Below are 8,955 nucleotides of genomic sequence, written 5' to 3' on the forward strand. Positions count from 1 at the left end.
GTACGAGAGGACCGGGATGGACGAACCTCTGGTGGACCTGTTGTGGCGCCAGCCGCAGTGCAGGGTAGCTATGTTCGGTCGGGATAACCGCTGAAGGCATCTAAGCGGGAAACCCCCCTTGAAACGAGAACTCCCTTGAGAGCCGTGGAAGACGACCACGTGGATAGGCTGGATGTGCAAGCGCGGTAACGCGCTGAGCTGACCAGTACTAATCGCTCGATCGGCTTGATCGCTCTCATGATCCGTGTCCGGATCGACCCCGACACCACGACACGATGAAGACGCCTGACGCAGCCAAGGGGCTGCCACAGAGCGCATGCTTGCCGCAACGAACGTGCTTGGCCGGTCTGGTGGTCTGAGCGGGGTGATCAGAACCCGATCCCATCTCGAACTCGGCCGTTAACCGCCCCAGCGCCTATGGTACTGTGTCTCAAGACACGGGAGAGTCGGTCACCGCCAGACCTGCCAAGCACGCCACGTTCCCTCTGCACGATTCTCGAAGCAGCAAAGCCCGCCAGGCTCAACCCTGGCGGGCTTTGCTGCGTTCGGAGGTACGCTTGCCTCGTTGGAATGCCGCTCCATCGCGGCTCTGCTCTTCGCCGAACTGCTTCAAGCCCGCGAGAGGGGAGGGGCGAGCCCGCGCGGGGCGTGACGCTCAGGCGGCCCGCTCGTCGGCGTAGCGGCGGCAATGCTGCAGGTAGCCGACCTCGTGGCGGCCGGCGAGTTCGACCACGCTCGACCACAGCCAGGACGGCGCCTCCGCGCCTTCCTGCGTGCCCCGCACGACCTCCGCCTGCCAACCCGCGCGGGTTCCTGCCTCCATCTGCCGGCCATGCGCCTGGCCGACCACGTAGGCGAGGTAATGGGCGGCGCGTACCGCCTCCTCGCGGCTGAACTGGTCGACGTCGAGCTTCAGGTCCTGCGGCGCGAGCTCGCGCATCACCACCGGCTTGGCCAGCAGCTGCACCGGCAGCATCCGCTCGCCGAGGTTCGGCGACAGCGCCCGCGCCCCGGCGACGACCCGGGCGGCGTGATCCGGCGGCATCCGCACCCCCGGGGCGGCGGGCGCCGCCGGCGCCACCGCCTCCTTCAGGTCGATCAGGGCCAGCCGACCCCGGCCGTTGGGATCCTTGGGGTGAATTCCCTGGGCGTGGTGATCCTTGCCGTGATGCTCCTTGGCGGGCGACCCCTCGATCCGCACCAGGGCGGCGTAGCGCAGGAAGCCGAGCGAGCTGCACCCCTTCATCCAGTAGGCCGCGTCGACCAGGCGAAGGCCGGATGCGGGGTCCCGGCCGTCGAGCGCGCGCACGAGTCCGCGCACACCGTCCTCGTCGAACAGGTCGGCCAGGGCGGCGCGCTCGGTGTCGTCGAGGGCCCAGAACTTGCGCCCGAGCGGAATCGCGGGCTCCACGTCCTTCAGGCGCTCGCGGGCGAGCTGCTTCCAGTGCCGGCCCAAGGCCCGGCGCCGCACGGTGCGCACCACCTCCGGCTCGGGCGGGGCCGCGTCGCTGTCCGGTCCTGCGAGGCCCCGCGCGTAGCCGCGGACCATCCCCTCCAGCATCCGGGCGGTGACCACGCCGGGCAGGTCCGAGCCGCGGGCGGCGCTCGCCAGCGACAGGCCGAGGCGGACGAGGTCGTGGGTCGGGTTGCCGATCACCGTCTGGTCGAGGTCGCGGATCTGGATGTCGACCCGGCCCTCGGCATCGGCGAGCGGCCCGAGATTGCCGAGATGGCAATCGCCGCAGATCCAGACCGGTGGCCCCTCCGGCAGGGTCCCGCGGGGGAGCCCGTCCAGCCACTCGTAGAATTTCAGGGTGTTGCCGCGGACATAGGCGTGGGCCGACCGCGCCATCTTCAGGTTCCGCTGACGTTCCAGGACGGCCGCCCGCTCCTCGGGGCCGAAGGATCTGATCTCGCGCAATGCCACCACCTGCCTCGGAGCGGCCTCGACGCTACCTTGGCCGCGGGACTGAAACGCACGAGACGCCGTCGGCATGGCGCGTCGTTTCGTCTCCGCTGTGGATGATGCGGGGTACTCATGCGTGCAAGGAGCTGCCACTTGGTCGATCCCGGGCTCCGGCGCCTGCCGGAGCCGGCCGGCCATGTGGGTTCCGAGTGGGTCGTTCAGGGCACGGGTGACCCCATGCTCCGAAAACGGCGGCCCTGCACCTTTGGCTCGGCGGAGTGGCCGTCGAGGGGCCGCGGGACGGGTGGCGCACCACCGTCGGGTTCAGCGCCGCCCGACCCCCGCGCGGGCGCGGCCGGTGCCGTCCCCGGCCCGATCCAGGCGCCGCCCGTGCTCGGCCGCTCGTGCCGGGCCGCCCGGATCCGCTCGGCGGCCGCCAGGAAGGCGTCGACGCAGGTCGGATCGAAGTGGCCGCCGCGCTCCCGCGCGATGTGGGCGAAGGCCTCCTCGTCCGTCATGGCGCCCTTGTAGGGCCGTACGGTCGTCAGGGCGTCGAACACGTCCGCGATGGCGACGATCCGGGCCGGGAGGGGGATCAGCCGCCCGGACAGCCCGAGCGGATAGCCCATTCCGTCCCAGCGCTCGTGATGGGCGCCGGCGATCTCGGCGGCGAGCTGGATCAGGTCGCTGGAGCTGCCGCCCAGGATGCGCTCGCCGATGGCCGCGTGCTCGCGGATCACCGCGAATTCCTCCGGGTCGAGGCGTCCCGGCTTGAGCAGGACCGCGTCGGGCACCGCGACCTTGCCGACATCGTGCAGGGGCGCGGCGAGGAAGATCGAGCGGCAGAGGGCCGGGGGCAGCCCCAGTGCCCCGGCCAGGATCGCGCTGTAGCGGGCGACGCGCCAAGTGTGGCCGCCGGTGTCGTTGTCCCGGTACTCCACCGCCAGCGACAGGCGGAAGATGATCTCCTCCTCCCGGTCGAGCAGGCGGCGCGTCGCCGCCTCCACCTCCTGGGCGAGCCAGGCCGCCTGGTCGTTGAGCCGGCGGAAGGCGATCGAGAGGTTGACCATGTTGCGCAGGCGCGCCCGGATCTCGCTGGCATCGGGCGACTTCGACAGGAAGTCCGTCGCCCCCGCCTCCAGGGCCTCGACCCGCACGTGCTCGTCCGGGCTCGACGTCACCATCACGATCGGGACCTGCTCGTAGCCCGGCAGGCCGCGCAGGGCGCGCGTCAGCGCGATGCCGTCGAGGCCCGGCATGACGTAGTCGACGAGGACGAGGTCGAAATGCCCGGTCCGGGCCGCATCGAGCGCCGCCTGCGGGTCGGTGAAGGCGATGCAGAGCAGGGCGCTCGCCTCCTCGACGAGGCGGGTCAGCTGCCCCAGGCTCGACGGGCTGTCGTCGACGAGGAGCGCCCGCATCGGCGGCGTCCCCGGACGGGACGCCGCGACCGGCCCCGCATGGCTGACCGCAGGTTCGTGCCCCGGCCCTGCCGTCGCCGCAGGTGCGGGCATGCGGAAGGACGGGGCCGGCGGATCGCCGGCGGCGGGCAGCGCCCTCATGCCGTCCGCCCGAGCGGCGAGGCCGCGCCGAAGCGCAGGATCTCCAGGTGGATTTGGTCGAGGGGCGTCACCCGCGCGGCCGCGCCGCGCTCGATCGCCTCCTTGGGCATCCCGAACACGACGCAGCTCTCCTCGTCCTGGGCGACCGTCAGGGCGCCGGCCCGGCGCATCTCCAGGAGGCCGTTGGCGCCGTCGTCGCCCATGCCGGTCATCAGGATGCCGAGCGCGTTGGCGCCCGCGGCTTGCGCCGCCGAGCGGAACATCACGTCGACGGAGGGGCGGTGGCGCGAGACCAGCGGCCCGTCCTTGACCGCGACGGCGTAGTGCCCGCCCGTGCGCTGGACCAGCAGGTGGCGCCCGCCCGGGGCGATCAGGACCCGGCCGGGCAGCACGGCGTCGCCGGTCTCGGCCTCCTTGACCGCGACGGCGCAGAGCCCGTCGAGCCGGCGCGCGAAGGCGGCGGTGAAGCGCTCGGGCATGTGCTGGACGACGACGATGCCGGGCGAATCGGCCGGCAGGAGTTCCAGCACGTCGCGCAGGGCTTCGGTGCCGCCGGTGGAGGCGCCGATGCAGACGATCGGATCGGTCCCGGTCACCCGACGGGGCGCGACCGGCGGCGGCAGCATCGCGTCCGCCGACAGCTTGGCCTCGACGTTGCGCACGCTCGCGCGCCGCGGGCGCAGGCGCGAGCGGGCGGCGGCCCGCACCGCGTCGCAGACCCGCACGGAGGATTCGACCAGGAACTGGCGTGTGTCGATGCGGGGCTTCGGCAGCACGTCGACGGCGCCGGCCTCCAGCACGTCGAACAGCATGCGCGATCCCGCCTCGGTCAGGGTCGAGCACACGATCACCGGAATCGGCTTCTGCGCCATGATCTTGCGCAGGAAGGTGAGGCCGTCCATCCGGGGCATCTCGAGGTCGAGGATGATGACGTCGGGCACCTCCTCATGGATGCGCCGGGCCGCCACGAACGGGTCGGCGGCGGTGCCGAGCACCGTGATGTCCGGGGCGGTGGCGAGGATCTGGCACAGCGTCTGTCGGACGGAGGCCGAATCATCCACCACGAGGACGCGGATCGGAGCGGTCGCGGGCATGGGCGTATCCTCCAGGCCCCCGTCCGCCGCCGAACCGGCGACCGCTTCGGCGACAGACAGGGTGCAAGAACAGGGACTCGATCGGAATTGCCGTGCACGTCCGCTCAGCGGCGGAAGACGGTCGAGGTGACCTGGGTCAGGCCCGGGACGCCGGTGACGGACATCGATTCGGAATGGCCCACCGCGAGGTAGCCGCCGGGGCGCAGGTGGCCGGCGAGCCGCCCGAGCACCGCCCGCTGCGTCGGCCGGTCGAAGTAGATCAGCACGTTGCGGCAGAACACGACGTCGACGTCGCGGTCGACGGGGTAGCGCTCGTCCATCAGGTTGAGGTGGCGGAAGCGCACCCGGCGGCGCAATTCGGGCACGATCCGGCCGACCTGCCGGGCGGGGTCGCGAGCCGCCATGACGTAGCGGCGGCGCAAGGGAGCCGGCACCACGGCGAGCATCTCGTCGGAATAGACTCCCTCGGCGGCCGACCGCAGCACCTCGGTCGAGACGTCGGTGCCCAGGACCGCGTAGTCGAAGCGGTGGCCCGCTCCGATCATGTCCTGCAGCACCATCGCCAGGGTGTAGGCCTCGGCGCCCGTCGAGGCCGCCGCGCTCCAGATCTTCAGGAGCGGGCGCTCGCCGCGATGGGTCGGCAGCGCGCAGAGCTGCGGCACCAGCGTCTCGCGCAGCAGGTCGAAATGCGCCGGCTCGCGGAAGAAATCGGTCTTGTTGGTCGTCACGCAATCGACGAGGTGCACGAACTCCTCGGCGAGCCGCCCCTCGTCGAAGAGGTGGCGGGCATAGGCGTCCAGGCTGTCGAGCTGCAGCGCCCGCACGCGCTTGCGAAGGCGCCCCTCGACCATCGTGCGCTTGGTGGCGGGCAGCTGGATGCCGACGCGCGCCTCGACGACCTCGGCGATCGACTGGAAATGACGCTCGCTCAGCTGCTGCGAGGTGAGGGGGAGTGATGTCACGGGAAGGGGAACCTGACGGGAAGGGGCACGCGGGACCGGTCCTCAGGCAGCCAGCGGTCGGCCGGCGAGCGCCGGCTCGTCGCCCGCCATCAACCGCACCAGGTCGAACACCACCACGAAGGCGTCGCCGCGCCGGCCGATGCCGGCGATGTAGGTCGAGCGCCAGCGGCCGCCGACCTCGGGGGCGGCCTCCATCTCGGCGCGGTCGAGTTCCGTCACCTCGAAGACCCGGTCGGCTACGAAGCCGACCCGCATCGTCCGCTCCTTCGTCGGCTGATCCTGCATCGTCTGATCCGGCATCGGGATGTTGAGCAGGATGATCCGCGTCGCCTGCGTCGGCGCCTCCGGCGGAAGGCCGAGCTTGGTGCGCAGGTCGACCACCGGGTAGCTCTGGCCGCGCACGTCGATCATGCCGACGAGGAAGGCCGGCGCCTGCGGCAGAGCCGCGGGGGCGCGGTAATCCAGGATCTCCTGGACGTTCTCGATATCGATCCCGAAGGTCTCGCGCCCGAGACCGAGGGTCAGATACTGCCATACACTCGACATCTCGCGCTCCGGCTGGCCAGATTCTCGCCCCCGGGATGCCGGGGAAAGGTGAGGGTGGGAGACCCGGCCGCCGTCGGGGAGACGGGCGGCCGGGAGGGGCGGGGGGCCTTGCGGGGCCGGACCCGCTCAGGCGACGCGGGTGAAGTCGGCGTCGCGCTCGTCGCCCTCGCGCATGTCGAAGGCAAAGCCGCCCCCGCCGGGGGATTTCGGCGCGGCCTTCGCCGGCCGGACCGCCGCCCCGCGCTTGGCCGGGCCCCGCACCGGCGATTTCACCGCCATCCGGGCGGCCGTGGCGCGCAGCTGCGACACCGCCCCGTCGAGCGGCCGCGATCCGGCCGCCGCAGCCTCGTCCTCGCCGATCCGGAAATAGGCGATCGTGGCTTGCAGGGTCTCGGCCTGGGCCGCCAGCTCCTCCGAGGTCGCCGAGACTTCCTCGGACGCGCTCGCGTTCTGCTGCGTCACCTTGTCGAGCTGCTGGATCGCCTGGTTGATCTGCCCCGACCCGACATCCTGCTCCCGGCACGCCGCCGAGATCTCCTCGACCAAGGCCGCCGTCCGCTTGATGTCGGGCACCAGCCGGCCCAGCATGTCGCCCGCCGCCTGCGCCGCCTTGACCGTATCGATCGACAGCGTGCCGATCTCGGCCGCCGCCGCCTGGCTGCGCTCGGCGAGCTTCCTCACCTCGCTCGCCACCACGGCAAAGCCGCGACCGTGCTCGCCGGCCCGGGCCGCCTCGACGGCGGCGTTGAGCGCCAGGAGATCGGTCTGGCGGGCGATCTCCTGCACGATGGTGATCTTCTGGGCGATGGTCTGCATCGCCTCGACGGCGCGTCCCACCGCGGCGCCGCTCGCCTCGGCGTCCTTGGCCGACTGGCGGGCGATGGCCTCGGTCTGGCCGGCATTCTCGGCGTTCTGCTTCACGTTGGCGGCCATCTCCTCCATCGAGGCGGAGGCTTCCTCGGTCGAGGCGGCCTGCTCGGTCGAGCCCTGCGACAGCTGCTCGGCGGAGGCCGACAGCTCCTGAGAGCCGGCCGAGACGTTGGCCGCCGCGGCGGAAGCGTCCGCCACCACGTGGCGGAGCTTCGCCAGCATCTGCTCGAGGGCGATGCCGAGCCCGTCCCGGTCCGAGAGCCGCCGCGCCTCGACGGTCAGGTCACCGTCGGCGATCGCGGTCGCGATGTCGGTGATCGCCCGCAGGTTCGTGGTCATCGCCCGGAGATGGGCTTGAACCTCGCTGCTCAAGCCGCCGTAATCCTTCGCCAGCGACTTCGAGAAGTCGCCGACCGAGGCCGCCGCGAGGACCTCGGAGATGTCGCGGAACGCCTGCTCGACCGCGAGCGCGGTGCCCTGGATCTGCCCGACCTCGTCGCGCCGCCCGGTATCGAGCGGGGTCGCCAGGTCGGCGAGCTTGGCGCTGACGCGGGTCACCGGCCGCGCCACGGTGCGGATCAGCAGGAAGGCGATGCCGGCGGCGATCAGCAGGGTGGCGAGGGTGCCGAACGCGATGATCTGCGTCGTCGTCTCGAAGGCGGCGGTCTGCGCGGTCCGCCGCGTCTGCATCAGCGCGTTCTCGATGCCGATCACCTCGGCGATCTTGGCGCGCAGGCCGTCCATCGCCTCCTTGCCGGCGCCGGCGATCTCGGCCTGCCGGGCGGCGTCGCGGGTCTCGGGGCTGCCCATCAGGGCGATGCCCTTCTCGGCGACGCCCCCGTGCCAGGCCTCGGCCAGGCGGCGCACCGCGTCGAGCCGCTCCTGCTGGGCCGGGTTGTCGGCGGTCAGGTCCTTGGCCTGGCGCCAGGCGGCCTCGAAGCCGTCCCAGCCCTTCCGGTAGGGGGCAAGGAACTTCGGATCGCCGGAAAGCAGGAAGCCGCGATAGCCGGTCTCCTGGTCGACCATCCCTGACATCGCCCGGTTGGTCGCGTCGATCACCTGGATCGTGTGGTCCGACCAGTTGACGGCCTGCCGGATCTCCGACGACTTCCAGTGCACGACGCCATTCACCCCCAGCTCGACCGCCAGCATCACGGTGAAGGTGAGGGCCAGTTTTCGAGGCATCGAGATGTTGTCGAACATGCTCATCGAGCGAGCCTTTCCTTCCGCGAACCGTAAGAAGCCGGGTGGTCGTGGACCGGCCGCGGTGCCGCCCGGTCCGGAGCGCGCATCGCAAGGTGTCGTGATCGGTGTGCGGCGCGGTTCGCTCGGGGGCCGGACGGGCGCCGGGGAGAGCGATGCTCTCCGCCTTGCACCCGTCCGGGTATCGCGTGCGTCGGCCGTCCTGTGTCAGGCGACGCGGGTGAAGTCGGCGTCGCGCTCGTCGCCCTCGCTCATGTCGAAGGCAAAGCCGCCCCCGCCGGGCGATTTCGGCGCGGCCTTCGCCGGCCGGACCGCCGCCCCGCGCTTGGCCGGGCCCCGCACCGGCGATTTCACCGCCATCCGGGCCGCCGTCGCGCGCAGCTGCGACACCGCCCCGTCGATCTGGCGCGCGCCCAGGGCGGGCGCCTGCGCCCCGTCGATCCGGAAGTAGCCGATCGTCTCCTGCAAGGTCTCGGCCTGGGCCGCCAGCTCCTCCGAGGTCGCCGAGACTTCCTCGGACGCGCTCGCGTTCTGCTGCGTCACCTTGTCGAGCTGCTGGATCGCCTGGTTGATCTGCCCCGACCCGACATCCTGCTCCCGGCACGCCGCCGAGATCTCCTCGACCAAGGCCGCCGTCCGCTTGATGTCGGGCACCAGCCGGCCCAGCATGTCGCCCGCCGCCTGCGCCGCCTTGACCGTGTCGATCGACAGCGTGCCGATCTCGGCCGCCGCCGCCTGGCTGCGCTCGGCGAGCTTCCTCACCTCGCTCGCCACCACGGCAAAGCCGCGACCGTGCTCGCCGGCCCGGGCCG

General features: G+C 71.9%; 7 protein-coding genes and 2 rRNA genes. 2 read left to right on the plus strand and 7 right to left on the minus strand.

The features are described 5' to 3' along the window. Together G4G93_RS34905 and rrf are read left to right on the plus strand one after the other, a co-directional pair. Positions 1-233, plus strand: a 23S ribosomal RNA gene (locus tag G4G93_RS34905); the annotation flags it as partial. A 113-nt stretch (positions 234-346) separates the two neighbouring features. Beyond that, positions 347-462, plus strand: a 5S ribosomal RNA gene (gene rrf / locus G4G93_RS34910). 193 nt (positions 463-655) lie between these two features. Here rrf and G4G93_RS34915 read toward each other — a convergent pair. The 7 genes from G4G93_RS34915 to G4G93_RS34945 form a co-directional block, all read right to left on the minus strand. Then, positions 656-1,852, minus strand: a complete 1,197-nt coding sequence (locus G4G93_RS34915; RefSeq protein ID WP_246737191.1) for a DUF2252 family protein — start codon at positions 1,850-1,852, stop codon at positions 656-658. Between the two features lie 272 nt (positions 1,853-2,124). Beyond that, the gene (locus G4G93_RS34920) at positions 2,125-3,327 is read right to left on the minus strand and encodes an HD-GYP domain-containing protein (protein ID WP_165091871.1); all 1,203 of its coding nucleotides are present in this window, start codon (positions 3,325-3,327) and stop codon (positions 2,125-2,127) included. Between the two features lie 137 nt (positions 3,328-3,464). Continuing rightward, complete coding sequence (locus G4G93_RS34925) at positions 3,465-4,562, minus strand: chemotaxis response regulator protein-glutamate methylesterase (protein WP_165091881.1); 1,098 nt, start codon at positions 4,560-4,562, stop codon at positions 3,465-3,467. A 104-nt stretch (positions 4,563-4,666) separates the two neighbouring features. After that, a complete protein-coding gene (locus tag G4G93_RS34930; protein ID WP_312892331.1) occupies positions 4,667-5,524 on the minus strand; it encodes a protein-glutamate O-methyltransferase in 858 nt (285 codons plus the stop codon). Positions 5,525-5,566: 42 nt separating this feature from the next. Next, a complete protein-coding gene (locus tag G4G93_RS34935; protein ID WP_165091882.1) occupies positions 5,567-6,070 on the minus strand; it encodes a chemotaxis protein CheW in 504 nt (167 codons plus the stop codon). A 126-nt stretch (positions 6,071-6,196) separates the two neighbouring features. Beyond that, a complete protein-coding gene (locus G4G93_RS34940; RefSeq protein WP_246737189.1) occupies positions 6,197-8,149 on the minus strand; it encodes a methyl-accepting chemotaxis protein in 1,953 nt (650 codons plus the stop codon). Between the two features lie 201 nt (positions 8,150-8,350). Next, the coding region (locus G4G93_RS34945) for a methyl-accepting chemotaxis protein (protein ID WP_246737190.1) at positions 8,351-8,955 on the minus strand (605 nt) is incomplete at its 5' end.

Origin of the sequence: Methylobacterium sp. DB0501, assembly GCF_011043735.1 — a bacterium.
Lineage (GTDB): Bacteria > Pseudomonadota > Alphaproteobacteria > Rhizobiales > Beijerinckiaceae > Methylobacterium > Methylobacterium alsaeris.

Excerpts from the sequence above, each read along its gene's own strand:
- G4G93_RS34915 (WP_246737191.1), bottom strand. The coding sequence starts at position 1,852 with ATGGCGCGGTCGGCCCACGCCTATGTCCGCGGCAACACCCTGAAATTC.
- G4G93_RS34920 (WP_165091871.1), bottom strand. The coding sequence starts at position 3,327 with ATGCGGGCGCTCCTCGTCGACGACAGCCCGTCGAGCCTGGGGCAGCTG.
- G4G93_RS34925 (WP_165091881.1), bottom strand. The coding sequence starts at position 4,562 with ATGCCCGCGACCGCTCCGATCCGCGTCCTCGTGGTGGATGATTCGGCC.
- G4G93_RS34935 (WP_165091882.1), bottom strand. The coding sequence starts at position 6,070 with ATGTCGAGTGTATGGCAGTATCTGACCCTCGGTCTCGGGCGCGAGACC.
- G4G93_RS34940 (WP_246737189.1), bottom strand. The coding sequence starts at position 8,149 with ATGAGCATGTTCGACAACATCTCGATGCCTCGAAAACTGGCCCTCACC.